Origin of the sequence: Lentzea rhizosphaerae, assembly GCF_042649515.1 — a bacterium.
GTDB lineage: Bacteria > Actinomycetota > Actinomycetes > Mycobacteriales > Pseudonocardiaceae > Lentzea > Lentzea aerocolonigenes.
Window position 1 is genome coordinate 11,693 of the sequence record NZ_JBHRZI010000010.1, and the last position, 23,694, is coordinate 35,386.

Below are 23,694 nucleotides of genomic sequence, written 5' to 3' on the forward strand. Positions count from 1 at the left end.
ATGATCAGGCGGACTGCAGGACGTCGTGCCCGGTGGTCAGCACCGCGCTGTCCTCGCGGATGGCGCGGACGATGTCGACCGCTCTGTCCACGAGGGACTGAACGCCGAACGTGAAGAACAGGCTGCCGGCGGCGGGGTCGCCGAGCGCGTAGAGCCTCGGGTTCGGCGTGGAACCGACGGTGAGCCTGCTGGTGGCGCGCTCGACGTGCACACCGCCGCGCGGGTGCGGTTCGGCGAGACCTGCCGCGACGAGCGAGTTGACGAGCGGTGCGGCGAGCTCGTTGACCTTGCGCATCCGCGCGTTGGTCGCGTTGATCACCACGGCCGAGCGGTGGTCGCCGCGTGCCGTGCCGATGTGAAAACCGCCTCCTGGCACGGATTCGACGCCTTCGAGTCCGTTGACCAGCTCGACCTGTCCGGACTCGACGAGCGAGAGCAGCACCGCCGCGTTGCCGGGCGGCATCGGGCAGCACAGGCTCATGAGCGCGCGGTCGTACCGCTGCAGCAACGCGTTCTTGTCCTGCTCGGTCAGCAACGGCCACACGTCCGGGCCCGCATCGGGAACGGCCTGCTGCAGGATGCGCAGGCCGATGCTCGGCGAGTCCACCTCGCCGAGTTGCCTGCGCAGCCTGACGATCGGGTCCTCGGTGCGCAACGAGTCGATCTCCGCGCGCACCGCCTCGATGCTCTCCCCCGCCGCGGCGAGCTCGGCGCTCATGAGCGTCACGAGGTCCTGCAGCGTCCTCGTCTCGCCTCGCGCGGCCACCCCGCGGAAGTGAGCGGGGGTGAAGTACCGCAGCCGGTGGTGGATCTGCTTCTGCCGCACGCCCGGGAGCACACCCCGACGGGAGAACAGCCTGATCTTGCCCTGGTGCCCTGTCGCGTTCAGCGCGAGCACCACGTCCACCGCCGTCAGCCCGCTGCCGATCACGGCGACGTCGGCCTCGGGGTCCACGGCGGACAGCGTCCGGCCGACCGGATAGGGCTCCATCAGGTAACCCTCTTGTCCTGCAAGCGAATAGTGGTCAGCAGGCCGTCCGGCGCCGACGCTGAGCACCGCGTAGTCCACTTCGTGCACGTCACCGCGTGCGGTGTGCAGCTTCAGCCCGCCGTTCGCGGCCGGCGTGGCGTACTCCGCGCGCTGCCGCACCAGCTCGACGCGCCAGTCCCGTTGCAGGAGCGTCATGAGCGCCGCCCGTGCGGACTGTTCCAAGTAGTCGCCGTAGACGGCACGCGGCACGAAGTGCGACCCCGAAAGGGGATCGGTGTAGGCGGCCGCTCCGCCCACGAACAGCTGGCGTGTGGTCAACCACTCGGCGAGGTGCTGGTTGTCGCCGGCGCGCACGGACATGTCGTCCGGCGTCGCGTTGACCCGCACCACTTCGAGGTCCGGCTGGTAGGGCCTGCCGCGCCACAGGTGGCGCGACGGCTCGAAAACCGTGATGACACCGGGCCGCAGGTCGCGTTCCTGCACCAGCGCGTCCAGCAAACACACCGCGGACGCGCCGCCACCGATCACGGCGATTCTCGGTAAAGACGACATGTCCCACCCTTGACTCTGACTTGCCGAAAGTTCGAAACACAACCTGATGCAACACGTGTGCATTCAGGGAATGGGCGAGATTGTCGCTCGCTGACCGAAGGCTACCGTCCGGTCTAACCACCCGGTTTGCGCACCAGCGCGCGGAGAGTTGCGGATTAGCGCATCAATGCAGTCCAGATGGCCCCACGACCCGGCCCCGCAAGCATCTGTGATTGAGGTCACCATCAGGTTCTTTAATAGGTCGTTCCGCATTCCCGAGAACGTGCTACTCGGTCGGACGCGAACCCGCGTTACATCGGACGCGCATGAAGTTATGCGTCCGTGATCACCTCTGTTTGCCCTCACAACCATTTCAAATAATGACTCCATGCGCATCACTCGAACGGGTAGAGTGAGGGTTCCGCGCAGCGTGGCGTGGTCGGTCTGGCGCATTTCGTCACAAACTCAGGGGGAGTCGACAGTGACCATCGCGTCCGTCGTGGAGGTTGTCAGCACGACCACCGCCGATCCGGCGTGCCGGTTCGACCAGTGGGAGGACCAGGTCAAGCGAACCTGCGGCACGCTCCAGGTCCTCGGCGACCGCGACCGCTTCGACGGCGGATGCATCATGACCTGCAGCCTCGGCGACGTCCGGGTGTCCATGATCTCGGCCGACCCGCACACCGTCATCAGGCAGGAACACGTTGCCAGCAGGGAAGGTGGCCACGTCTACGTCGCCGCGCCGTTGCAGGGCAGCACGAAGCTGAGCCAGGACGGCACGGACGTCACCGTCGAAACAGGCGACGTCGTCGCGTTCGACAGCAGCAGGCCGTACACGCTGTGCATGCCGGAGCGGTTCCAGATGGTCGCCGTGCGCGCGCCGCACCGCTCGCTCGGCCTCACGCCGCAAAGCACCCAGGCCGTCACCGCCTCGCCGTGGAACGGCAAGACCGGCGTCGGTGCGCTGGCGGTCCACACGTTCGCGGCACTCGGCGCACACCTGCTCGAACTGGAAGCAGCGGCGATCGAGCCGCTCGGCGTGACGATCAACGGACTCATCACCACGCTCTTCGCGGAACGACTGCGTTCCGCCGCGGTCGACCCGTTGGCGGCGCGGCGCCTGCTGATGCTGCGGATCTGCAGCTTCGCCAAGGAACACCTCGGCGACTGCGGACTCAGCCCGGCCACGCTCGCCAGGCGGTACAACATCTCACTGCGCTATCTGCAGGTCCTCTTCGCCGAGCAGGGCACGAGTCCCGCCAAGTGGATCAGGGACGAACGTCTCGCGCGCCTGCGCGCCGACCTCACCGAACCGCGCTACGACCACCTGACCGTCGCCGCTCTGGGCGAGCGCTGGGGTCTGGTCGACGCGTCACAGGTCAGCAGGCTGTTCCGGATGAAGTACGGCGTCACGCCGCGCGACTTCCGCCGGATGCGCAACGAGGCCGTCGCCGCCTGAAAGAGCCGTTGGTACTGCAACGTCGCAGCACCAACGGCACCGGCGATCAGTCTTCCCGGTCGTGCGGCGTCGGGTTCGTGCTGAACTTCCGCGGCGTGACGAACACCGCCGCACGCCGGTCAGCCAGCATTTCCCGGTCGTACTCCTCGAGATCGGGGTGCGTTCCCCCGGCCGCCGCGTAGATGTCCCGCAGCAGCTGCGGCACGCGCTCGGCGGGCAGTCCGGGCAATTCGTCGTCCGGACCGGCGATCTGCACCGGCCCCGTCACCGCGATCCAGTCCCAGCCCGACCGGAACACCAACGTCGCCTGCGGGGTCTTGCGCAGGTTGCGCAGCTTCGTCGTCCCACCACGTGAGACCAGCGCGAGGACCTGCTCTCCGGTCACCGGGTGCGCCACGACTCCGGCGTTGACGACGGACACCGCCGGTTCACCGTTCGTTCGCATCGTCACCAGAACCGCCAGCCAGTCCTGAGTGGACGCGAGCTCGGCGACCCTCTGCAGGCCGTTCTCCGTCGAGATCATCTGGTTCTTCGCTCCCTCACCCGTGCGCGAAATGCCGAAAACGTGTGCGCGGACCGGACAGGCCCGCCCTGCACGGCTCGATACTATCGGTGTCATCACGCGAAAGTCCTTGCGTTCAAAGGGATGAACGGAATCCCGAACCCAACCTCACTCGACAAGGGGAGACCCGTGGGCGTCGATCTACGCATGGCGATGCGCAACTTCGCCACCGGCGTCTGCGTGATGACCACGTACGCCGATGGCCCGAACGGACGAACACACGACGGCGTAACGGTCAACTCGCTGACATCCGTCTCGCTCGATCCGCCGCTGGTGTCGGTGTGCCTGCGCCGCGACTCCACCTTCCTGGCCGATCTGCTGGACACCAAGGTCTGGGCGCTGTCCATTCTGGACATCAGCGCGACCGACGTCGCCAGGGCGTTCGCGCAGAAGCGGGAGATCCGCGCGGCGGCGCTGCACACCCTGTCCGCGACGCCGGGCGAGGACACCGGCGCGCTGGTGCTCGACTCCCCCGCCTGGCTGGAGTGCCGGCTGCGGCAGCACGTCGACGTCGGCGACCACACCGTCGTGGTGGGTGACGTGATCGCCACCGGGGCACAACGCGGAAGGCGGCCACCACTGGTCTTTCTGCACGGCGAGTACCACGCGGGCCGCTGCCAGCAACAGACGGAAGAGGCAGTCAAGTGATGAGCGATACGCCCGGCACCGACACGATCAGCATCGCCGCGGACATCGTCGGCGTGGACCGCGTGTCGCCGGACGGACCCGGTGCCAACACCGGTTTGTTCCGGCAGCGCAAGGTGTTCGGCACCGTCCGGCCGCGCACGGCCGACGAGGTGCGCAGGCTGGTCGCCGCGTACGCGGCACGATCGGTGTCACTGCACGCGTACAGCACCGGCCGCAACTGGGGCCTCGGGTCCCGCGAACCGGCCGACGACGACGTGGTGGTGCTCGACCTCGGCTCACTGGACGAGATCAGGGAGATCGACGTCGACGCGGGCTGGGCCGTCGTCGAACCCGGTGTGACGCAGGGACAACTGGCCGCCCGGCTGGACGGCACCGCCCGGATGCTCAACGTGACCGTGTCGTCCGCGCACTCCAGCGTGATCGGCAACGCGCTCGACCGCGGCGTGGGACTGCGCCACCAGCGGGTGGAAGACCTGATGGGGCTCGAGGTCGTGCTGCCGGACGGCGAGGTCGTGCGCGTCGGCTGGTGGCCGGACGCACACAGGCAGACCCCGGTCTACCCGCACGGGCTCGGCCCGTCGCTGGTGCAGCTGTTCGTCCAGGGCAACTTCGGCATCGTGACCGGCGCAGTCGTCCGGCTGCTGCCGCGTCCCGAGGCGCTGCGCGTGGTGCGGTTGAACTTCCAGTCGGCCGAGCTGGGCGAGGCGACCGCACAGCTGCGCCGCTGGCAGGCGCAGGGTCTGGTCAGTGGCGTGCTCAAGTTCTACAACCCCGCCGCCGCGCGTGGTTACGGCAGCACGCCGGGCGAGTGGCTCGCGCACGTCTGCGTGGACGGCACCCCTGCCGCCGTCGCCGCGCTCAGCGGGATCATCGTCGACGAAGCAGTGCGCAGCGGCGTCTTCACCGACGTCTCCAACACCGACGCGGCCGACCCGGCCAGTCCGCACCACGAGGTGACGGCGCTGGTCGAGCGGTCCTACCTCGGCGACCCGGACGTCACGGACACCGTGTTCGAGGCGAAGATGGGCATGCCCGCCGACCAGCTCGACGAGCGCATCGGGTTCCTCTTCTTCCTGCCGCTGCTGCCGTTCACGCCGGAAGCCGTCGTCAAGGCGGACGAGTTGCTCGAACGGGTGCGCGAGGAGACGGGAATCGCCTGCGGTGCGACCGGGAACGTGCTCGGGCCCGACGTCGTCGACCTCGTCGTCACCCTCAAGTTCGACCGGAGCGACGCAGACGTCGCGCACCGGGCGCTGGACCTGGTGTACGAGAGCTTCACCGAGGCCGGCTTCCTGCCGTACCGCCTCGACGTCGACCACCGCGAGTGGTTCGACCGCTGCGGCGGGCAGCCGAGCGAACGGGCGTTCACCAGGCGCCTCAAGGACTCCATCGACCCGGCCGGGACCATCGCACCCGGTCGCTACTTCTGAAGGCCAGGAAGGCTGCAATGACCATTTTGGACTCTGTTGAGGCGGCGCCGCTCACGGCGGAGGACGTGCTCGCCCGCGCACGGGCGGCGGCACCCCTGCTGCGCGAGCGTTCGGCCGAGATCGAGCAGGCGCGACGTCTGCCTGCCGACGTCGTCGACCTGTTGCGCAGCACCGGCGTCTTCCGGATGGCCCTGCCGCGCAGCTGGGGCGGCCCCGAGCTGAACCCGATCCAGCAGACCGAGGTCATCGAGGCGCTCGCCACCGGTGACACGTCGGCCGGGTGGTGCGCCATGATCGGCATGGACACCCCGCTGTACGCGGGTTTCCTCGACGAGCAGGTCGCCCGCGACCTGTTCACCGACCCGGACATGATCACCGCCGGGCTCATCCTGCCGAGCGGTCGCGCCGACCGCGTGCCCGGCGGGTACCGGGTGACCGGCCGCTGGCAGTTCGGCAGCGGCATCACCCACGCCGACTGGGTCGTCGCCGGCTGCTTCGTCTACAACGACGGTGAGCCGGAGCAGAGCCCGAGCGGCCAGCCGATGCACTGGCGCATCGTGATCGCGCGCCAGGAGCAGTTCGAGATCCACGACACCTGGCACACCACGGGTCTCGCCGGCAGCGGCAGCCGCGACTACTCGGCCACCGACCTGTTCGTGCCCGAGGAGCAGACCTTCAGCTTCGCGGCACCGCGCAGGCCCGGTCCGATGTCCACTCCGGACGCGATCCTCGCCAACATGCCCGGCGTGCCGCTGGGTGTGGCGCGCGCCGCCCTGGACTTCGTCCGCGACCTCGCCGCCGGCCGCGTCGACCGGCCGACGCAGTCGCCGTGGGCGGAGACCTACCGCGTGCAGATGGCGATCGCCGAGGCGGAGATGGAGCTCGGCGCCGCCCGTGCCGCCGTGTACAGCAGCCTGCACCGCCAGTGGGAGCTGGCGCAGGCGGGCGTGGCGCAGGACGCGGACCAGCGCGTGGCCGCCGTTCTCGCGCGGGTCAACTCGTTCCGCGCGGCGCGGTCGGTCGTGTCCAAGCTGTTCGACCTGATCGCGACGACCGCGATCTACAAGCCGTCACCGATGGACCGGTGGCTGCGCGACGTGCAGACCATGCGCCAGCACGTGATCGCGCAGGACCAGGTGATCCAGTCCGCCGGAGCGCACCTGCTCGGCGGAACGCCGCACAACCCGTTCAGCATCGGGATCGTCAACTGACGTTCCACTTCGACGGGCGGGGCCTCGGCCCCGCCCCTTTTTCCTGGAGAGCAACCAGATGGTCATCGTGATGGCGTTGGACGCGACCGAGGCCGACGTCGCGGCCGTGGTGGACCTCGTCGAGGCCGCGGGCGGTGAAGCGTTCGTGAGCCGCGGCCTCGACCGCACGATCGTCGGGCTGATCGGCGACGTCGACCTGTTCGCGACGCTCAACCTGCGCAGCCTGACCGGCGTCGCGGACGTCGTGCGGATCTCCGTTCCCTACAAGCTCATCAGCCGCGAGCACCACCCCGACCGCTCGACCGTGCACGTCGGCGGCGTGCCGATCGGCCCGGACACCGTGACGCTGATCGCCGGTCCGTGTGCGGTGGAGACGCACGAGCAGACGCTGGCCGCCGCGCACATGGCGCAGGCGGCGGGCGCGACCGTGCTGCGGGGTGGCGCGTACAAGCCGCGCACGTCGCCCTACGCGTTCCAGGGCCTCGGCGAGGCCGGGCTGAAGATCCTCGCCGACGTCCGCGAGGAGACGGGCCTGCCCATCGTCACCGAGGTGGTCAGCGCCGACGACGTCGACACCGTCGCCGCGTACGCCGACATGCTCCAGGTCGGCACGCGCAACATGCAGAACTTCCCGCTGCTGCAGGCGGTCGGCCGCGCCGGCAAGCCGGTGATGCTCAAGCGCGGGATGAGCGCCACCATCGAGGAGTGGCTGATGGCGGCCGAGTACATCGCGCAGCGCGGCAACCTCGACATCGTGCTCTGCGAACGCGGCATCCGCACGTTCGAGAAGGCGACCCGCAACACGCTCGACATCGCCGCCGTCCCTGTCGCACAACGGCTCTCGCACCTGCCGGTGATCATCGACCCCTCGCACTCCGGCGGTCGTCGCGACCTGGTGCTCCCGCTCACCAAGGCGGCGATCGCGGTCGGCGCCGACGGTGTCATCGTCGACGTGCACCCGCACCCGGAAACCGCGCTGTGCGACGGTCCTCAGGCGCTCATCACGTCCGACCTGCCCGAGCTCGCCGAGGCGGTCGGCACCCTCACGGAGGTCACCGGGCGCACGCAGGCCCGTTCCCTGACCCCCGCCTGACCCAGCACGCCCGGTACCGAAATTGATGAACGGCGCATTTGTCCACCTGAGGTCGACAAATGCGCCGTTCATCCGTGGTTTCAGTTGCCGACGACGACCTGGGGGTCGCCGGTGAACCAGATGTTGTCGATGTGCACCTTGCTCATCAGCCAGCGCTCGCCGTCCCGGACCAGCTCCACGGCGTAGACGTTCTTCAGCAGCGCGTGCCTGCTGTGGTCGTCGGCGGGAAGGTGCTGTGCCTCGACCAGGGCGGTGAGGCGGGCGGTGTCGGCGTCGAGCTCCACCCGGCAGTTGCCGACGGTGTGCGTCGTGTGCAGGCGCGGGTCGAGCACGATCCCGGCGATCATGTCGATGCCGGTCATCAACGGCACCTCGAGACCGCACTTCGTCGCGGCGGGCCGGAAGTCGAACTCCGCGTCAGGCGTGAACGCCGAGCGGAACAGCTCGTGGTCGCCGAGATCGCGGCCGAACGCGAACCGGTGCAGGGCGTCCACGATCTCGTGCCGGTCGGCGATCTCGCGGAGCACGGACTCCACGCCGGTGGAACGCAGGGCGTGGTCAGTTGTGACGTACACGGCTCTCCTCGAAGGATGTGGTGATCTCCCGCAGCTGGGCGCGCTGCGGCTTTCCGGTGCGGGTCTTGGGAAACGCGTCGGGAGGGAGCAGGACGACGCGGTCGGCGTGCAGCCCGTGCGCGGCCAGAACCGCGGCGCGCACAGCGGATTCGTTCTCCTCGGTGCCGTGGTAGGCGACGATCAACGAGCCGTCGGCCAGGAACGCACCGACGAACCTCCGGTCGACGAACGGGAGTTCGCCGACGGTCGACTCGATCTCGTGCGCGTGGTGCAGCTCGCCGTCGATCCACAACGCGTCGGCCGTGCTGCCGGTGACCGTCAGCAGCCCGCCGGAGACGCGCGCGAAGTCACCGGTGTCGAGCCAGCCGTCGGAGGTGAAGGCGGTGACGTTGTCAGGATGTCCGTCCGCGTAGCCGGTGGTGACCGACGCTCCGCGCACCTGCAGCTTGCCGACCACGTTCTCACCGGCGAGGTCGCCGCGCAGGTCTACGACGCGGACGGCCACACCGGCGTGCGGCCTGCCTACCGGCACGTACCGGTCGTCGTGCAGTTCCGCGCGGGAGAGCCGGTGGTCGACGACACCAGCCGCCGTCTCGGACATCCCCCAGCCCGGCCGCACCGCGTCGCCGGGCAGACCGAACGGCGCGAGCGCGGTCAGGAAGCGGTTGATCGTGCGCGCCTTCACCGGTTCACCGCCGTTCATGACGTAGGCGAGCCTGCGCAGGTCCCACAACCCGGCCGACGCACGTGCCGCGATCGCGTCCAGCGCGGAGGTCGTGCCCCAGGCGACGGTCGCGCGGTGGTGGTCGGCGATGTCCAGCCACCGCGCCGGATCGCCGAGGATCCAGTCGCGGTGGGCGTGCACCTGGGTGCACGCGAGCTGCACGTCGCGCAGGTGGAACATGACCAGCCCGCCCACGTGGTCGAGCGGCATGGAGTTGAAGGTCACCGCGGTCGCGTCGAGGCCGTTGTCCGCGATCGTGGCCGCCGACCGGCTGAGGATGTTGCCGTGGCTCAGCAGCACCGTCTTGGGCGCGCCGGTGCTGCCGGCCGTGGTGGCCAGCAGCGCGATGTCGTCGAGATCGCCGCGGAACCACCGGCGGTCCGGCGATCCCGCGGCGAGCCCGCGCACCGTCCCGATCCACTGTGGACCGGACCTGGCCGGAGCGTCGGCCACGAGCCACAGGTAACCCCGGTCGGGGCGCAGCCCGGACGGGTCGGCGCTCGTCGGCACGGCGATGAACCCACCGAGCACGCAGGCCCAGAACGCCGGCAGGAAGTCGCGGTTGTCCCGCAGGTGCAGCACGACGCGGTCGCCGGTTCGCACGCCCGCGAGGCGCAGTCCGCCGAGCACTCGTGAGGCGGCGTCGAGAAGGTCCGAATAGGACAGTGAGGTGGTGACGCCGTCCGCGGTGATCAGGTGGACGGCGGTCCCCCGGTTGCGGCTCGCGGCACGCGGCAGGAGGTCGGCCAGGGTCGACACGTCGAGTGCCGGTGCCGGTCCCCCGTCGATCACGGACGTTGTCATCGCTCGCTCCGAAGTTCCTCGCGCAGGGTGCAGGGGCGGCAGCCGGAGCCGCCGCCCCTGCGGGGGGGTGAATCAGACGGTGGCCTTCTGCCGGGAGCGCAGAGCCACGACCAGTGTGGCGACCAGGGTCAGCACGGAGAAACCGGTCACCACGTACATGCCGTTGTGGTAGCTCTCCAGCGTGTTGGCCGCCCCGCCGTCCTGACCGAACGCCATCGTCGCGGTGACGATCGCCAGCAGCAACGCGGCACCGACCTGGTAACCGGTCTGCAGCACGCCGGCCGCGAGTCCCTGCTCCGCGTCCGCCACGCCGCTGGTGGCCTGCACGTAGGCACCGGTGAACGACAGCGGGAACGCGACACCGATCAGCAGCATCGTCGGCAGGATCGTCGTGTAGTAGTTCGAGTCCGCGTCGATGCGCAGGAACGACAGGTACGCGAGCGTGTAGGCCAGGAAGCCCGCGAACATCATCCACTTCGGACCGAACTTGCCGATCAGGCCGCCGGCGCGCGGGGCGATCAGTGCGATCAGGATGCCGCACGGCAGGAAGCCGAGCGCCATCTCGAGCGGCGACCAGCCGCGCGAGGCCTGCAGGTACAGCGAGCCGATGAACTGGAAGCTCATGTACGTGCCGAGGATCGCCGCCGCGACCAGCGCGGCACCGACCAGTGCCGGGTTGCGCAGGAAGTCGAGGCGGATCAACGGTTGCGCCGTCTTGCGCTCGATCAGCACGAACGCGATCACCAGCACGACGAAGCCCGCGAACCCGCCGAGCGTGCGGCCGGACGTCCAACCGGCGGCCGGCGCCTCGACGATCGTGAAGACCAGCAACAACATCGCGGCGGTGATGCTGAACGCGCCGGGGATGTCGTAGCTGCGCTTGGCGTCCGAGTGCGTGTCCTTGCCGACGAGGATGCTCACACCGACCAGCACGGCCAACGCGATCGGCACCGGCAGCAGGAACGTCCAGCGCCAGCCGATCTCCGTCAGCAGACCACCCGCGACCAGACCGAGCGAGAAGCCCGTTGCGCCACAAGCGGTGTAGATGGCGACGGCCCGGTTGCGGACGGCACCCTCGGGGAACGTCGTCATGATGATCGCGAGACCGGCCGGCGCGCTGAACGCCGCGCTGACGCCCATGACGAACCGGGCGACGATGACCGTCACACCGTTGTCCGCGATGCCACCGACGAGCGAGGCGATCGCGAACACCGAGACCGCGATGAGCAGCAGCTTGCGGCGTCCGACCAGGTCGGCCATCCTGCCGCCCAGCAGCAGGAATCCGCCGAACCCGAGCACGTAGGCGCTGACCACCCACTGCACGGCCGAGGTCGTCATGCCGAGCTCGGCCTGGATCGGCGGCACCGCGATGCCGACCATCGCGTTGTCGAGCGCGTCGAGGAACATCGCGCTGCACAGCACGATCAACGTGGCCCAGAGGCGTCCGCCCCAGCCCTTCGTCTCGTCGGGCAGCTGCGCAGCCGCCTTGGTTTCCTGGGACGTTGTCATGCCTTCCCCACTCCAGAGTATTTGACCTTGAGGTACAAAATTCGCCCGAAAAATGTCCGACGGGCAGATCTCGGGTTCTGAACTCAGATCGCCGCGACCGCGGCGTCGATGATCGACCCCAGCCGATCGCGGTCGGACGTCGTCTTGACCAGCACTCGCAATCCGATCATCGAGCTCTGCACCAGCCCCGCAAGCGCTTTCGGGTCGCGATCGGCGTCGATCTCACCCGCGTGCTGTGCGGCGATGAAAGCCAGGTGCAGCACCGACTCCGTCGCCTCGAACGACTTGCCGAGCAACTTCACCGTCGGTTCGTCACTGGTGCGCAACTCCACCGCGGTGTTGACCACGAGGCAGCCACACCGGTCCGGGTCGTTGAGGTCGGCCTCGACGAACCCGGTCAGGAGCTCGCGCACCCGTTCCCGGATCGGCCTCCCCTCGTCCATGACCGCCTTCAGATCCGCGAGCGACGTGTCCGTGTACCGCTCGAGACTCCTCAGGAACAACTCGTGCTTGCTGCCGAACGCGTGGTACAGGCTGCCTTTGCCGATGCCGAGGCTGTCCGCGAGGCTCTGCGGAGAGGTCTCGGCATAGCCGTGCACGCGGAAGGTCTCCGCGGCCTGCTCCACCGCTTTCTCCGGATCGAACTTCTTGGGCCTGCCCACGACGGGAACCGTAAGCTATTTTGGACCTCCAGGTCAAGTATTGGACGTGAGGAGCTCGGATGTTCGGCAACCGCCCAGGTTTCGCCTCGATGTTCCGTGAGAACGAGCTGACGCTGGGACTGCTGTTCCCGCTGGAGTCCTACGCGGGTCCTGTACCCAGGATGAACGTGGAGGAGCAGGTCACAGAGGCGATGCTGGCCGAGGAACGCGGTTTCGCGGCCTTGTGGGCACGCGACGTCCCGCTGCTCGACCCGGCGTTCGGCGACGGCGGCCAGCTCTTCGACCCGTGGGTCTGGCTGACGTTCATCGCCTCCCGCACCTCCCGCATCGCCCTGGCGACCGGCTCGACCGTGCTCCCCCTGCGCAACCCGATCGACACCGCGAAGGCCGCCGCGTCACTGGACCTGCTGTGCGGCGAACGACTGGTGCTGGGTGCCGCGACCGGCGACCGCGGCATCGAGTTCCCCGCGTACGGCCTGAACCGCGACGACAGCGGCGAGCTGTACCGCGCCTCCGTGGAGTCCATCAGACGGTTGTGGGCGGAGGACTTCCCCGAGATCGACTCGCGCTACGGCACTCTGCGCGGCGCCGACCTGCTGCCCAAACCACGCGGCCGGCGAATCCCGTTGCTGGTCACCGGGAACAGCCGCCAGGACCTGCCCTGGATCGCCGCCAACGGCGACGGCTGGCTGATGTACCCGAAGCCCGTGGCCGCCCAGCGCCAGCTCACCACCGCGTGGCGCGAGGCCGCCGGCGACTGGAAGCCGTTCTCCCAGTCCCTGTACGTCGACCTCGACGCCGACCCCGGTACGGCGCCGGCCCCGATCCACCTGGGCTACCGCACCGGCAGGAACTTCCTGGTCGACCACATCGGCGAGCTGCGCGACATCGGCGTGAACCACGTGATCCTGAACCTCAAGTACGGCCGCCGCCCCGCACCTGAAGTGCTGCAGGAGCTGGGCGAGCACGTGGTGCCGCACTTCCCCGCCCACCACCTCGCCGCGCAGCCGACCCCGGCCACGTGAGGGCAGCGCGCCCCTGCGTCCACCCCACCAGAGGCTCCAGCGCCGAGGCGAGGCGGATGAGAACGGCTTCGTCCCAGGGCCCGGCCACCAGCTGGGCGCCGACCGGCAGGCCGTCGGCCGAGGTGTGGGCCGGCAGAGAGATGGCCGGAAGTCCCGTGATGTTGCAGAAGGAGGTGAACGAGATCATCTGCGTCTCGGTCAGCCGCAGGCCATCCGGGTTGCCGACGGCCTCCCGCAGGACGGTGTCGACGAGGGGCGGCAGGCAGGCGATCGTGGGGGTCAGCAGTACGTCGCGGTTCCTCGCCCGTTCCATCCGTTGGCGCAGCTGGGAACCGACCAGCTCGGGGCGGTTGAACGGCATGGCGCACAGAGACGCGTCCACCACGGTTTGGGCGTAGGCGATCCGGGCTTCCTCGCTGAAGAACTCGGGTTCGACGGGGGTGGACGTCGTGCCCGAGTGACTCCAGCAGCCAGCCGGCTTTCTCAGCGGCCTCAACGCATTCCGGGTCGACGGGCATGCCGGTGGGCACAGTGGTGAGCAGGCCGATCCGCAACCGTTCCTGATCGGCACCGACGGGTTCGCAGTGGCCATCAACGGTCAGCCACCGCACACCCAGATCGGCAACATCCGCGCCGGCTCCAGTCTGAGCGAGCTGCGCACCGCCTTCGCGAACCACCAGATCGAGGAACACTTCCACCACGACTTCTGCCAGGGCAGCAACGGCATGGTCGTCAACGGTTCCGGTGGGGCAATCGCATTCGCGTCAGGCCGAGCGAGATCACTCACATCAACGGGGTGAGCCTGCCTGGTCACACACCCACCAACGCCGAGAACGGCTGCTGAGCCGGATCAGAACCGGTTAACCGTTCGATACGCGGCCGTGCGACCAGATCGAAAACATCGACCTCTTGGCCAGGGGTAAAGCGCTTCACGGCCTACTTGCACACCATCGCGCAGCGCAACTGGGAAACAAATGATGGGCCTTCATGACTACTGAGCTGCGAAGACTCTCCTGGCCGTCGGGACGACAGGATTTGAACCTCAAGTGCAACTGAGCAAGTAAAGCCTCGTATGCGATGCACATCACGCCCGGAACCCGCGACAGTCACATAGCGTCACGACCATTGGGGCAATCCGATGACGCATACGCTGAATTGGAGTAACTTCTCCCATCCAGCAAGACGGTCTCGCATCGGAGTTGACACACGCGCGGATCGCGGGCCAATCTGATTTTGGGGTGTGTATTCGCCGATGATCTCAGCGGTCACCGGCTATGGGGATGAGATTCGCGTGTAGTGGGGGAAGTACCGGGAAACGGCACTGTAGAGCCGTGCTGTAAAAGCGCGCGTGCGCTTCCCGCAAAGCTGTTGCCTCCCTGACTTCCACGCGTCTTGTTGGCATGCGCCGAAAGCATTGATGGCCAACGGTCATGGGGGATGATCGAGAATGCAAGTGCTGGTAGTCAGTCCGCCGAACTCCAACACGGTCATCGACGGTGCGTCGTGCACGGTCACCAGGCCGGAGGAGCACACGGACTGGTCGGACTTCCCGAACCTGGGTGTGCTGACCCTGGCGTCCGCGCTGCGCGACGTCCCCGGTGTCGAGCCGATCTACGTCGACGGCACCGTGGTGCCCTGGCCGGACGTGCTGCGGTACGTCGAGGAGAACGCCAGCGACATCCTCGCGTTGTGCGTCAGCGCGCTGACGGCCACCTACGAGGCCGGGCTGCACCTGTGCGCCGCGGCCAAGAACGCGAACAGCCGGATCGTCACGATCCTGGGCAACGACCACGTGACGGCGTTGCCCCGCGAGTGCATGTCGTCACGGGCCGGGGTGATCGACTACGCGTTCGTCGGCAACGAGGTCGTCGGCAGCTTCGTCGAGTTCATCACCGCGCTCAGCGCCGGTGCGGACGTGGCGTCGGGCGACTTCGCAGGGCTCGCGTCCTTCGACGGCACCACCGTGTCGATGAATCCGCAGCGCCCCGAGCCGATCTACACCCGGATCGACTACTCGCTGATCGACCAGGTCTTCGACCACACCGGGCTGTACCGGCACAACTTCAACGGCCGGGTCGTGCCGACGTTCGAGCGGTTGACCGGCCGCGCGGTCACCGCGGGCATGCCGGTCGAGATCGGCAGGGGCTGCATCAAGTTCGCCCGTAACGACGCGTGCTCGTTCTGCTCGATCCAGTTCGGCGGCATGTGGCGCAACTCCGTCCCGGACGCCGAAGCCGCCTGGTCGGTGATCCACGCGGCTCACCTGTCGGGCTACGACTACCTGTACCTGACCGCGGACGAACTGCCGCTGACGTTCGGCAGGCTGCTGCGCGAGATGGTCGCGGCACCGCCGCCGTGGTGGAGCGGGCTTCCCGAGGACGAGCGGCCGGTGATGGTCGGCTACGCGCGGGCCGACGGCCTGTCCGATGAGCGGCACGCGTCCAACCTGCGGGCCCTCGGGGTCCGCCAGTTGATGGTCGGACTCGACGCCGGCACGGCCATCTCGTTGCACGCGATGAAGAAGCCGCTCGCGTCCATCCGCGACGTCAACTCGGTGTACCGCGCCGAGAAGATGTTCGACCACAACGTGCTCGCGCTGCAGTCGGCGAAGAACGCCGGACTGCTCCTCAAGGTCGGTTTCGTGATCGGCCACATCGGCATGGACGCCGGGCTGATGCGGGAGAACATCGACTCGATGAAGGCGCTGCTCGAGTCCGGCACGGACAGCATCGCCTCGCTCGACGTCGAGGTCCTCTCGCCAGAGCCGGGATCGCTGGACTTCAAGATGCTGCTGGACCCCGAGATGGCGCGAGCACGCGCCCAGGAGCTCGGGCTGGGCATGCCGAGCATCCGGGAGCACGAGCAGCGCGCGAGGAAGTGGCGGGACAAGGACATCATCGACCGGGAGGAGGCGATGGCCGACTACGTCGTGTCGGTGATGCCCGGCCTCACGTTGGACGACCTCGCCGAGGCCCGCGCCGAGGTCCGCGACCACGGCAAGAACCTCGGCCTGACCATCGGTGGCTAGCAAGGGGGAAGACCGGTGACCGTCACCGCACTGCTCGGCTTCGCGGGACTGTGCCTGTTGCTGGCGATCACGCCGGGACCGGACACGTTCCTGGTGCTGAGATATGGCCTGGTCAGCGTCAGCTCCGGCGTCGCGAGCGCAGCGGGGTCGGCGCTGGGGTCGCTGTTCTGGGCCGCCGCGGTCGCGCTCGGGCTGAGCGCGTTCCTGCAGACCTCGGCGTCGGCGTTCTTCGTCGTCAAGGTCGCGGGCGGGTTGTACCTGCTCTACCTGGGGCTCATCGGGTTCCGGCAGAGCCAGGCACTCGTCAGCGCGGATCCCGATCTCGGTGGTGTGCCGCCGAAGACGGGTCCCGCGCTGCGAGCCGGTCTCTTCTCCTGCGTGCTCAACCCGAAGGTCGGGCTGTTCTTCCTCGCCGTCGTCCCGCAGTTCCTGCCTGCGGACGCGGTCGGCTTCGGCACGATCATGACCCTCGGCCTGATCGACGGCGTGGTCGCCTTCGGCTGGCTGGTGCTGGTGACCGTCGCCGCCAGCAAAGCCGTGCTGTGGCTGCGGCGCCCCAAGGTGACGCGGCTGCTGGACCGGACCAGCTCGGCGATCCTCGCGCTGCTGGGCATAGGCACCCTGGCGACGACCGTCTAGCCCCCCGTGCCGCTCAGTCAGCGGTGGGGTGTGGCGATCGCAGTGAAACAAGCAACGGAGTCCCTGCCAGAACAATGGAGAGTCGTTGACCACACATACGGCCGATTCGACGCCAGAAGCAACTTTTTCGGTGAGCGTCTCCAACAGGGTCGGATACGTCTCCTTCGAAGGCGCGCACCACTCGAACCCGATGAGCATCGACCGCATGCGAGTGCTCGCCGGGATCCTCTCCGACCTCGAGCGGTCGGACGAGGTCTCAGCGGTCGTTCTGCACGGGGGTGCGGGCAACTCGTTCGCCGTGGGCGGTGACTTCCACGAGGTCAGTCACTTCTCCGGCCACGACGAGGTCGACGTGTGGATCGACGCCATCACCGAGCTCTACGTGGCGAGTCTGGAGGTCACCAAGCCGACGGTGGCCGCGATCGAGGGCTACGCCATCGGCATCGGTCTGCAGCTGGCACTGACGTGCGACTACCGGATCGGCGCGACCACGTCGGTCCTGAGGATGCCGGAGTTCCAGCTGGGCATCGCGTGCAACTTCGGCGCGTACATGCTGGAGCGGTCGGTTGGCCGGCACGTCATGCAGAACATGCTGATGTCGTGCGAGGAGTGGCCCGCCGAGCGATCCGTGGCGGACGGGCTGCTGCACGAGGTGGTGCCCGCGGAGGAGGTGCTGACGGCCGCGATGGCGCGCGCCTCCGCGTTCGGCGACTACAACCCCGCGGCCGTGCGAGGTACCAAGCCGCACATGAACGGCGAGTACATCCGCGGGCTGCACGCGTTGCGAGACCACGCGAAGAAGTCCCACAGAGCAGCCTTCGCCTCGGGCCTCCCGCAGGAACAGATGCGCCGGATTGTGAGCCGGGCATGACCGCCGAGTGGTTGGCCGTCGGCAACCTGGCCGTGCCCGGCCTCGCCGGGCTCACCACCGCGACCGAGATCGGCGAGTTCGTCCTGTACTACCGCGGCTCTGCCGAGTTGCCCGCGAGCACACCGATCGATGTCGACGTGCGCACGCTCGTCGCGACAGCGGGTACCGGCGCACCGCAGCGGAACCGGCAGCACACCGCGTTCCGGGTGGACGAGACGTCGGTGAGCGTGTGGACCTCCGTGTTCAACGAGGACGCGGTCTATCTGGCCGAGGACCCGGAAACGGGCCGTTTCGTGTGGTTCACCGACCTCCTTCTCGCCGCGTTGATCCTGCCCGCGCTCGGCAAGCAGGCACTCGTGGTGCCGGCACCGGTCGACCCCGAGTCCGACGCGACGATCGTGTCCGGTGTGCGCAAACTCGCGCACTCCACCCGGCGCACTCGCTTTCGTGCGCGGGACGGCTGGCACGTGGAGGAGGTGCGCGCGCCCGACTGGCTGGACCAGTTCCACGAACCACGTCGAACCGACCCGTTGACCGCGGGACGGGATCAGCTGGCCGCCCTCACCGACGTGATCGGCCAGATCGCCGCGGAACGGCCGGGTGCCGGGTTCGCGACGCTGCTGTCCGGCGGGATCGACTCCGGCGCCGTCACCTACCTCGCGGCCCGAGCGGGATTCGACGTGCTTCCGCACAGCGTGGGAACGCCGTGGGGCAACGAGTTCTCCGATGCCGAGGAGCTGTGCGCGGCAGCAGGGCTGGAACTCTGCCGGGTCGACATCGACGAGGACACGTTCGCGGCTGCCGTGCCCAGTGCCGTCCGCTGGCTCGGAACAACGACCCCCGAGGTCGTCGAGATCGCGCTCACCGCGACCGCGGTGTACGAGAACAAGGTCATCGAACCGGGTCGTGTGCTGCTCACCGGCTACGGCAGCGATCTGATCAACGCGGGCCTGTTCACCCCGTTCACCGACCCGCGCGAACTGATCGGCCAGTGCGCCGACGCCGTCCGGCGCACCCGGATGAGCGGCGAGCTGACCAACCGCGCCGCGGTGGCGTCCGGCGTGGAGACCTTCCACCCGTTCTGGACGCTGCCGGTGATGAGCGTCGCGCTGGAGACGGCTCCTGAGTGCAAGGTCCGCGAGGGCAGGGAGAAGTTCCACCTGCGGACAGCGATGGCCGAGCACGTGCCCCACAACGTCGCGTGGCGCCGCAAGATCGCGGTGCACCACGGCGGTGGGTTGCAGGACGGCGTGCGCGGGCGGGTGGCGTCGGATTCGGGACAACCAGATCCGGAACAGGTCTACCGCGCCTGCTTCACCCACCTGCTGACGCTCGCGGGTGAGGGGCAGCTGGACAGCTGGGACGCCGTGGCGGTGTACGAAGCCGCAGTGGCCGCGGTGCGATGAACGAGAAGAAAGACATGGGGGACAACATGTTGACGACATCCGGCCTCGGAGTCGTGCTGGACAGGGCGCCCGGCGAGCCGATCGAGAGCTTCGCCGCGCGGTGCCAGACCGCGGTCCTGGAATCCGGCGTTCTCCTCGTCAGGGGAGTGGAACTCGACGAGCCCGCGTTCCAGTCGCTCGTGCACCGGCTCGGGCAGACGGTCGACCACAGGTTCGGTGAGGGGCAGGCCGACCTGTTGCGCCTCAACGCCTCCCGCGACGAGGGCAAGGTCGTCACCGGGCGCGGACCGTTGCCGCTGCACACCGACGGGCTGCTGGTCGGGGAACAGGTCGACCTGATCGTCCTGTACGCCAAGGAGTTCTCCGACGTGCCGGGTTCCGGGGAGACGGTCGTCTGCGACCAGCTCGCGGCGTGGCGCGAGCTGCCGGAACACCTGGCGGGGATCGTCGAGGGCGGCTCGCTGGAGTACCTGGTCGAAGAACGCGGCTACTTCCCGCAGGTGCCCGACGACTGGTACCCGATCGGCATCACCCGTGACTACGGTCGCGTGCGCTCGCTCAACCTCGCACTCGGCTTCCCCCCGGATGTTCCCCGCGGCTGGCAGGTGCGGGTACCCGGCCAGTCCCCCGACGAGTCGGCGCGTTCCCTGGCGGAGCTGTCCGCGCACCTGCACTCGCCGAAGTACGTCTACTCGCACCGGTGGCAGACCGGGGACCTCCTGGTCATCGACAACCAGCGGACGCTGCACGGCCGCACCGCGATCGGATCGGACGGCGTGCGTTTGCTCCTGCGTGGCCAAGTCACCCTGGCACCGGCGAACTGAAGGTACGAAATGCTGCTCACTGCTTTCCGTCGATCGGTGGCTGAAACACCCGACGCGGTCGCCATTCTCGTCCCCGATGGCGATCAGCTCACCTATCGCGAACTCTCCCACGAGGTCGACCGCGTGCTGGGGTGGTTCCGGGCCAACGGCATCGGGCCCGGGAAGACCGTCGCGACCTGGCTCGACAACAGCGTCGCGTACGCCGCGCTGATCCTCGCCACGGCCGGCAGCGGCGCGGTGCACGTGCCGATCAGCCGGACCGCGACATCCGGACACATCGCCTGGCTGCTCGAACGGACCCGGCCCGCGCTGGTGATCGGTCCGGAACCGCTGCCCGTCGGGGACGTCCCGGTGGTCTCGCCGGCCGCGGTGGCGGAGGGGGACCCGCGAATCGGGTCCGAACCGGGCATCGAGCACGCCGGGTTGTTCCGGCTGCTGGAAACATCAGGATCCACCGGTAAACCCCGGCTTGTCGCGTGGACGCAGGAAGACCTGCTCCAGGATCGTCTTCAGTGGATCGACTACACCGCGACGACCGCTGCCGACACCGTGTTCAACCGGCACACGCTGGACGTTGCGCACGGCTGCGACGTCCACCTGTTCCCGGCGTTGCTGTCGGGGGCCAGACTGGTCCTCGCCGATCCGGGAGCCCCACCCGCGACGCTGCTGCGGTGGCTGGAGCAGACCAGGGCGACTGTGCACAGTGGACTGCCTCGTCACTACGAACAACTCGTGGAGGCGGCCGGGGGCGGCACCGCCGGCTTGCCGTCGTTGCGGTTGCCGTTGTGCGGTGGCGCGTACCTGAGTGAGCGGGTGGTGGACGATGCCGCCAAGATTCTCGGGGTCCACATCAGACGGATCTACGGCTCGACCGAGTTCGGCATCGTTCTCGGCAACATGGAGGACGCGCTGCAGACCGAGCGCGGCATGAGCCCGGTGACCGGCGTGGAAGTGGACCTGGTGCCCATCGATCCTGCTCTGCCCGGGATCGGGGAGATCGTGGCACGGTCGCCGCACACGAGCACGGGGTACGCCGGAGACGAAGCGGCGACGGCGGCGGCGTTCGACGGCGGCTGGTACCGGACCGGCGATGTCGCGAGTCACCGGGGTGAGTACCGGATCCTGGGCCGGGTCGCCGACCTGCTGCGGGGAGCACGCGGTCCGGTGTTCGCGCCCCAGCTGGAAGCGTCGCTGGTGGCGACCTGCCAGGTGACGGAGGCGGTCGTGCTCGCGCCCTTGGCCGGTGACGACCGGACCGGCGCTGTCGTCGTCGCCTCCGCGTCGGCAGGGGCCGCGGAGGCCGAAGTCGTGGCCGAGATCCAGCGGGTGCTCGACGAGGCAGGGGTCGAAGCCGGGATCCGGCTGACCGCGGACATCCCGCACACGGCCGTCGGCAAGCCGGACAAGCCCGCCATCCGAGCCGGGTTGACTGAATAGGTATGCAGCTCGATCGTTTGACGAGGGGTATCGCTAGAGTAGAACGGCATTAGTATGCATCGACGTGGATGATGGGACGACATTGACTGCGCACACTGCTCCGCGTGGCTTTCGGGGTACGACCGCGAACCTCGGACTGAAGGACGGCGACGACGACTTCATGATCGTCGTCTCGGAGGTGCCCGCGACGTCTGCCGCGGTGTACACCCGATCCCGGTTCGCGGGACCGAGTGTCCTGCTGAGCAGGCAGTCGAGCGCGGACTGCCGGGGAGTCGTGGTCCTGTCGCGCAACGCGAACGTCGCGACCGGCCAGACCGGCATGGACAACGCCGTCGAGGTGCGGCTGCGGGCGGCCGAACTCGCGGGTGTGCCGGAGCAGCAGCTGTTGATCGCGTCCACCGGAGTGATCGGCAGGCCCTATCCGATGGCCACCATCCGCTCCGGCCTGAACGAGGTGACCACGCCGCTTCCCCAGGCGGACTTCGCGGCGGCGGCGCGGGCGATCATGACCACCGACACCCGGTCCAAGACCGTGAGCCTGCGCGTCGGTGACGCGACCGTCGTCGGCATCGCCAAGGGCGTCGGCATGATCGAGCCGAACATGGCGACCCTGCTGACGTTCTTCTTCACCGACGCGCAGGTCGACGCTCACGATCTCGACGTCATCTTCCGACGGGTGATCGACCGCACCTTCAACGCGCTGAGCATCGACACCGACACGTCGACCAGCGACACAGCGGCGGTGTTCGCCAACGGTCTCGCGGGCGCGGTCGACCTCACCGAGTTCGAGTCGGTCCTCCACCAGGCGGCACTCGCACTGGTGCGCGACATCGCCTCGGACGGTGAAGGTGCCTCGAAACTCATCGAGGTCCGGGTCACCGGCGCCCGTGACGACGCGCAGGCGAAGCGCGTCGGCAAGAGCATCGTCAACTCGCCTCTCGTCAAGACCGCCGTGCACGGAGCCGACCCGAACTGGGGCCGGGTGGCCATGGCGATCGGCAAGCTCGAGGACGAGACCGACATCGATCCCGCCAGGGTCAGCATCCACTTCGGCGACCTGGAGCTGTACCCGACGCTGACCGACGACACCGGACTCGCCAAGGCCTCCGCGTACATGAAGGGCACCGAGGTCGTGATCTCAGTCGACCTCCACATCGCCGAGGGCACGTTCACCGTCTACGGCTGTGACCTCACGGACGGCTACGTGCGGATCAACGCCGACTACACGACCTGATTCGGCGCGGACCTGGGCCGTGCAAGGACGTGCGGGGCGAACGGGCTGGAGCGCTCGCGGGTGAGAACGCTCGCAAAAGCGTCGGAGCGAGCCCCCGTTCCGATCGCCCCGACACGGGCCCGGCGGTCAGACCCGGCTGACAGCCGAGGCGTCCGGCAGCGGCGCCGTCGCGATCTCACGTGCTTCGTCCAGCGGGACTCCGAGCATGCGCAGCAACTGCTCGGCCACCTCGTCGCACGTCGCGTCGGTGACTCGCTCCGGGTTCGCCAGCGACAGGTGCAGCACGGCCAGGAGCGCGCCGGCGGTGGTGGCCAGAGCGAGCCTCGGCTCACCGACCCGGAAGCGGCCGGACGCGACGCCCGCCTCGATGTCGCGCAGGGCACGCGGAGCCAGTCCCGCGTCGGCGTCGATGAAGGCCATCCCGTGTCGCACCAGCACCTGCGCCGTCTCCGGGCGCGCCACCCCGAGGCGCGCGGCCAACCGCATCGACTGCGCGAAGGCCATCGCCGGATCGTCGACGTCACTGCTGAGGTCGTCCAGAAGCCCGCCGAGCTCCTCCATCACCTCCGACACGGCCGCTTCGAACAGCTCCGCCTTGGTGGCGAAGTGGTTGTAGAACGAGCCGAAACCCACGTCCGCCTCGTCGGTGATGTCCTGGATGCTCACCGTCGCGTGCTTGTCGCCGGCCAGGAAACCGCGCGCCGCGTCGATCAGCTTCTGACGGGTCTGGGCTTTGCGCCGCTCTGTGCGCGTGGCGGGTTCGGCGCTGCGGGAACGCGGTGTGGCCATACCTGAAAGGTACTGCATGACAGCACTGATGAATCGATCAGTGCTGGAGTTCCCGCAGCGCCGCGACGGGACAGACGTTGACGGCGGCGCGGGCAGCCGCGAGGTGCTCGGGTGGGACGGTCCCGCCTTCGAACAGGTAGACGACCTGCGCGTCGTCGTCGAGGTCGAAGACGTCGGGGGCCTGGCCGGCGCACAGGCCGTGGCCCTCGCAGCGGGCGTGGTCGACGGAGATCCGCACGGGT

23 protein-coding genes are annotated in these 23,694 nt (G+C 68.7%); 13 read left to right on the plus strand and 10 right to left on the minus strand.

The annotated features are described in order from the left end of the window. Positions 1-4 precede the first annotated feature (4 nt). Positions 5-1,543, minus strand: a complete 1,539-nt coding sequence (locus tag ACFOWZ_RS06500) for an FAD/NAD(P)-binding protein (RefSeq protein ID WP_382370146.1) — start codon at positions 1,541-1,543, stop codon at positions 5-7. Positions 1,544-2,003: 460 nt separating this feature from the next. On the opposite strand from ACFOWZ_RS06500, the gene ACFOWZ_RS06505 reads away from it, so the two are divergent. After that, positions 2,004-2,981, plus strand: a complete 978-nt coding sequence (locus ACFOWZ_RS06505; protein ID WP_382370148.1) for an AraC-like ligand-binding domain-containing protein — start codon at positions 2,004-2,006, stop codon at positions 2,979-2,981. A 46-nt stretch (positions 2,982-3,027) separates the two neighbouring features. Here ACFOWZ_RS06505 and ACFOWZ_RS06510 read toward each other — a convergent pair whose 3' ends face one another. Continuing rightward, positions 3,028-3,504, minus strand: a complete 477-nt coding sequence (locus ACFOWZ_RS06510; protein WP_382370150.1) for a pyridoxamine 5'-phosphate oxidase family protein — start codon at positions 3,502-3,504, stop codon at positions 3,028-3,030. 168 nt (positions 3,505-3,672) lie between these two features. Here ACFOWZ_RS06510 and ACFOWZ_RS06515 point away from each other — a divergent pair, with 168 nt between their 5' ends. The 4 genes from ACFOWZ_RS06515 to aroF are packed head-to-tail and all read left to right on the plus strand — an operon-like array spanning position 3,673 to position 7,925. Further along, a complete protein-coding gene (locus ACFOWZ_RS06515) occupies positions 3,673-4,191 on the plus strand; it encodes a flavin reductase family protein (RefSeq protein WP_382370152.1) in 519 nt (172 codons plus the stop codon). Then, on the plus strand, positions 4,191-5,621 hold the full coding sequence (locus ACFOWZ_RS06520; protein WP_382370154.1) for an FAD-binding oxidoreductase: 1,431 nt from the start codon (positions 4,191-4,193) through the stop codon (positions 5,619-5,621). Before ACFOWZ_RS06515 ends, ACFOWZ_RS06520 begins: the two co-directional genes overlap by 1 nt. A gap of 17 nt (positions 5,622-5,638) precedes the next feature. Then, on the plus strand, positions 5,639-6,832 hold the full coding sequence (locus ACFOWZ_RS06525) for an acyl-CoA dehydrogenase family protein (RefSeq protein WP_382370156.1): 1,194 nt from the start codon (positions 5,639-5,641) through the stop codon (positions 6,830-6,832). Positions 6,833-6,890: 58 nt separating this feature from the next. Next, positions 6,891-7,925: a 3-deoxy-7-phosphoheptulonate synthase gene (gene aroF, locus ACFOWZ_RS06530; RefSeq protein WP_382370158.1), complete on the plus strand. Its 1,035-nt coding sequence runs from the start codon at positions 6,891-6,893 to the stop codon at positions 7,923-7,925. A gap of 80 nt (positions 7,926-8,005) precedes the next feature. Here the strand turns inward: aroF and ACFOWZ_RS06535 are convergent, their stop codons facing one another. The 4 genes from ACFOWZ_RS06535 to ACFOWZ_RS06550 all read right to left on the minus strand — a co-directional run bounded on the left by ACFOWZ_RS06535 (position 8,006) and on the right by ACFOWZ_RS06550 (position 12,199). Beyond that, the gene (locus ACFOWZ_RS06535; RefSeq protein ID WP_382370160.1) at positions 8,006-8,500 is read right to left on the minus strand and encodes a nuclear transport factor 2 family protein; all 495 of its coding nucleotides are present in this window, start codon (positions 8,498-8,500) and stop codon (positions 8,006-8,008) included. Next, positions 8,484-10,028, minus strand: a complete 1,545-nt coding sequence (locus ACFOWZ_RS06540) for an AMP-binding protein (RefSeq protein ID WP_382370162.1) — start codon at positions 10,026-10,028, stop codon at positions 8,484-8,486. The genes ACFOWZ_RS06535 and ACFOWZ_RS06540 overlap by 17 nt, the downstream gene beginning before the upstream one ends. Positions 10,029-10,100: 72 nt before the next feature. After that, the gene (locus ACFOWZ_RS06545; RefSeq protein WP_382370164.1) at positions 10,101-11,537 is read right to left on the minus strand and encodes an MFS transporter; all 1,437 of its coding nucleotides are present in this window, start codon (positions 11,535-11,537) and stop codon (positions 10,101-10,103) included. 83 nt (positions 11,538-11,620) lie between these two features. Next, positions 11,621-12,199: a TetR/AcrR family transcriptional regulator gene (locus ACFOWZ_RS06550; protein WP_382370166.1), complete on the minus strand. Its 579-nt coding sequence runs from the start codon at positions 12,197-12,199 to the stop codon at positions 11,621-11,623. 59 nt (positions 12,200-12,258) lie between these two features. On the opposite strand from ACFOWZ_RS06550, the gene ACFOWZ_RS06555 reads away from it, so the two are divergent. After that, positions 12,259-13,224, plus strand: a complete 966-nt coding sequence (locus ACFOWZ_RS06555; RefSeq protein ID WP_382370168.1) for an LLM class oxidoreductase — start codon at positions 12,259-12,261, stop codon at positions 13,222-13,224. Here the strand turns inward: ACFOWZ_RS06555 and ACFOWZ_RS06560 are convergent. Both ACFOWZ_RS06560 and ACFOWZ_RS06565 read right to left on the minus strand, forming a co-directional pair. Next, positions 13,115-13,816, minus strand: a complete 702-nt coding sequence (locus ACFOWZ_RS06560) for an amidase family protein (protein WP_382370170.1) — start codon at positions 13,814-13,816, stop codon at positions 13,115-13,117. The genes ACFOWZ_RS06555 and ACFOWZ_RS06560 overlap by 110 nt on opposite strands. 6 nt (positions 13,817-13,822) lie before the next feature. Next, entirely contained in the window at positions 13,823-13,951 is a 129-nt protein-coding gene (locus ACFOWZ_RS06565; RefSeq protein WP_382370172.1) for a hypothetical protein, read from the minus strand. Between the two features lie 720 nt (positions 13,952-14,671). On the opposite strand from ACFOWZ_RS06565, the gene ACFOWZ_RS06570 reads away from it, so the two are divergent. The 7 genes from ACFOWZ_RS06570 to argJ all read left to right on the plus strand — a co-directional run bounded on the left by ACFOWZ_RS06570 (position 14,672) and on the right by argJ (position 22,663). Further along, positions 14,672-16,252, plus strand: coding sequence for a B12-binding domain-containing radical SAM protein (locus ACFOWZ_RS06570; RefSeq protein WP_382370174.1), 1,581 nt, complete (start codon positions 14,672-14,674; stop codon positions 16,250-16,252). A 15-nt stretch (positions 16,253-16,267) separates the two neighbouring features. Further along, positions 16,268-16,891 carry a LysE family translocator gene (locus tag ACFOWZ_RS06575; RefSeq protein WP_382370176.1) on the plus strand — a complete coding sequence of 208 codons (624 nt, stop codon included), beginning with the start codon at positions 16,268-16,270 and terminating at the stop codon, positions 16,889-16,891. A gap of 130 nt (positions 16,892-17,021) precedes the next feature. After that, complete coding sequence (locus ACFOWZ_RS06580; protein ID WP_382370178.1) at positions 17,022-17,762, plus strand: enoyl-CoA hydratase/isomerase family protein; 741 nt, start codon at positions 17,022-17,024, stop codon at positions 17,760-17,762. Then, on the plus strand, positions 17,759-19,168 hold the full coding sequence (locus tag ACFOWZ_RS06585) for an asparagine synthase-related protein (RefSeq protein ID WP_382370180.1): 1,410 nt from the start codon (positions 17,759-17,761) through the stop codon (positions 19,166-19,168). Before ACFOWZ_RS06580 ends, ACFOWZ_RS06585 begins: the two co-directional genes overlap by 4 nt. Beyond that, entirely contained in the window at positions 19,165-19,992 is an 828-nt protein-coding gene (locus tag ACFOWZ_RS06590; RefSeq protein ID WP_382370182.1) for a TauD/TfdA family dioxygenase, read from the plus strand. Before ACFOWZ_RS06585 ends, ACFOWZ_RS06590 begins: the two co-directional genes overlap by 4 nt. Positions 19,993-20,028: 36 nt before the next feature. After that, positions 20,029-21,429 carry a class I adenylate-forming enzyme family protein gene (locus tag ACFOWZ_RS06595; RefSeq protein ID WP_382370183.1) on the plus strand — a complete coding sequence of 467 codons (1,401 nt, stop codon included), beginning with the start codon at positions 20,029-20,031 and terminating at the stop codon, positions 21,427-21,429. A gap of 64 nt (positions 21,430-21,493) precedes the next feature. Then, positions 21,494-22,663 (plus strand): bifunctional glutamate N-acetyltransferase/amino-acid acetyltransferase ArgJ, encoded by a 1,170-nt coding sequence (gene argJ / locus ACFOWZ_RS06600; RefSeq protein ID WP_382370185.1) that lies wholly within the window; start codon positions 21,494-21,496, stop codon positions 22,661-22,663. 126 nt (positions 22,664-22,789) lie between these two features. Here the strand turns inward: argJ and ACFOWZ_RS06605 are convergent, their stop codons facing one another. Beyond that, positions 22,790-23,452, minus strand: coding sequence for a TetR/AcrR family transcriptional regulator (locus ACFOWZ_RS06605; protein ID WP_382370187.1), 663 nt, complete (start codon positions 23,450-23,452; stop codon positions 22,790-22,792). Between the two features lie 37 nt (positions 23,453-23,489). After that, positions 23,490-23,690 (minus strand): ferredoxin, encoded by a 201-nt coding sequence (locus tag ACFOWZ_RS06610; RefSeq protein ID WP_030471071.1) that lies wholly within the window; start codon positions 23,688-23,690, stop codon positions 23,490-23,492. Positions 23,691-23,694: the final 4 nt, after the last annotated feature.

Bases quoted from the DNA above. Each gene is read 5' to 3' on its own strand.
- ACFOWZ_RS06500 (WP_382370146.1), bottom strand. From the start codon at position 1,543: ATGTCGTCTTTACCGAGAATCGCCGTGATCGGTGGCGGCGCGTCCGCG.
- ACFOWZ_RS06510 (WP_382370150.1), bottom strand. From the start codon at position 3,504: ATGATCTCGACGGAGAACGGCCTGCAGAGGGTCGCCGAGCTCGCGTCC.
- ACFOWZ_RS06520 (WP_382370154.1), top strand. From the start codon at position 4,191: ATGAGCGATACGCCCGGCACCGACACGATCAGCATCGCCGCGGACATC.
- ACFOWZ_RS06525 (WP_382370156.1), top strand. From the start codon at position 5,639: ATGACCATTTTGGACTCTGTTGAGGCGGCGCCGCTCACGGCGGAGGAC.
- aroF (WP_382370158.1), top strand. From the start codon at position 6,891: ATGGTCATCGTGATGGCGTTGGACGCGACCGAGGCCGACGTCGCGGCC.
- ACFOWZ_RS06540 (WP_382370162.1), bottom strand. From the start codon at position 10,028: ATGACAACGTCCGTGATCGACGGGGGACCGGCACCGGCACTCGACGTG.
- ACFOWZ_RS06545 (WP_382370164.1), bottom strand. From the start codon at position 11,537: ATGACAACGTCCCAGGAAACCAAGGCGGCTGCGCAGCTGCCCGACGAG.
- ACFOWZ_RS06555 (WP_382370168.1), top strand. From the start codon at position 12,259: ATGTTCGGCAACCGCCCAGGTTTCGCCTCGATGTTCCGTGAGAACGAG.
- ACFOWZ_RS06560 (WP_382370170.1), bottom strand. From the start codon at position 13,816: ATGGCCACTGCGAACCCGTCGGTGCCGATCAGGAACGGTTGCGGATCG.
- ACFOWZ_RS06565 (WP_382370172.1), bottom strand. From the start codon at position 13,951: ATGCCGTTGCTGCCCTGGCAGAAGTCGTGGTGGAAGTGTTCCTCGATC.
- ACFOWZ_RS06570 (WP_382370174.1), top strand. From the start codon at position 14,672: ATGCAAGTGCTGGTAGTCAGTCCGCCGAACTCCAACACGGTCATCGAC.
- ACFOWZ_RS06585 (WP_382370180.1), top strand. From the start codon at position 17,759: ATGACCGCCGAGTGGTTGGCCGTCGGCAACCTGGCCGTGCCCGGCCTC.
- ACFOWZ_RS06590 (WP_382370182.1), top strand. From the start codon at position 19,165: ATGAACGAGAAGAAAGACATGGGGGACAACATGTTGACGACATCCGGC.
- ACFOWZ_RS06605 (WP_382370187.1), bottom strand. From the start codon at position 23,452: ATGGCCACACCGCGTTCCCGCAGCGCCGAACCCGCCACGCGCACAGAG.